1 pseudogene is annotated in these 669 nt (G+C 39.6%); it reads right to left on the bottom strand.

Features of this window, described 5'->3' with window-relative positions:
- A pseudogene (locus P6733_RS18070) lies at window positions 1–669 on the bottom strand (hypothetical protein); the annotation flags it as partial.

Consider the following 669-nt stretch of genomic DNA (forward strand, 5'->3'; position numbering starts at 1 on the left):
AAAAAATCGTTTTAATTTCTTTATTATCATCGCGAATCAAATTACCATTGGCATCATATTTATAATCATCTTCTGGATCCGTAATACCGTTACTGTCGTCCTTGAATCCCGCCGGATTGTTGGAGGTGTCAAATACTTTGGTTAGCTGATTGCCGGAATAGGTATAAACCAAATCATCGATGATGTTTCCGTTAATAACAAGTCCATCATCGGCTCCTTTGCGTTTTAGCGTAGTGATATTTCCGTTTTTATCATACCTTAAATTCTCATCGTACGATCCCGGTGTAGGATTAGAATATTCTGGTTTTTGGTAATAGGCATCGGCCAGACGGTTTAGTGCATCATAGCGGTAGCCGTATTTTCGTAATACATTATCGTTCTTGGTTCTCCAGAAGGTTTCGGCTATATTTCCATTGTACAATGGTTTCACAGCGCCATTCATGCTTTGATCAGACGATTCAATGATTCCATTGGCCGCTACTGTTACTGCATTGTAATTGATTTTAAAACCAAATAAGTCGCCTGAGCCTAGTATTAATCCAGGGTTTCCAATATTGGGTGCTTCATCGTTAATACCCGTCAACCAACCTCGAATGTTGTAGCGGTAATCTACTTTTTGTAATCCGGTTGTTCCAGAAGCATCGGTTCCACCCACATTTTTACCTACAA

The sequence above is a fragment of the Flavobacterium aerium genome (genome assembly GCF_030766725.1).
GTDB lineage: Bacteria > Bacteroidota > Bacteroidia > Flavobacteriales > Flavobacteriaceae > Flavobacterium > Flavobacterium aerium.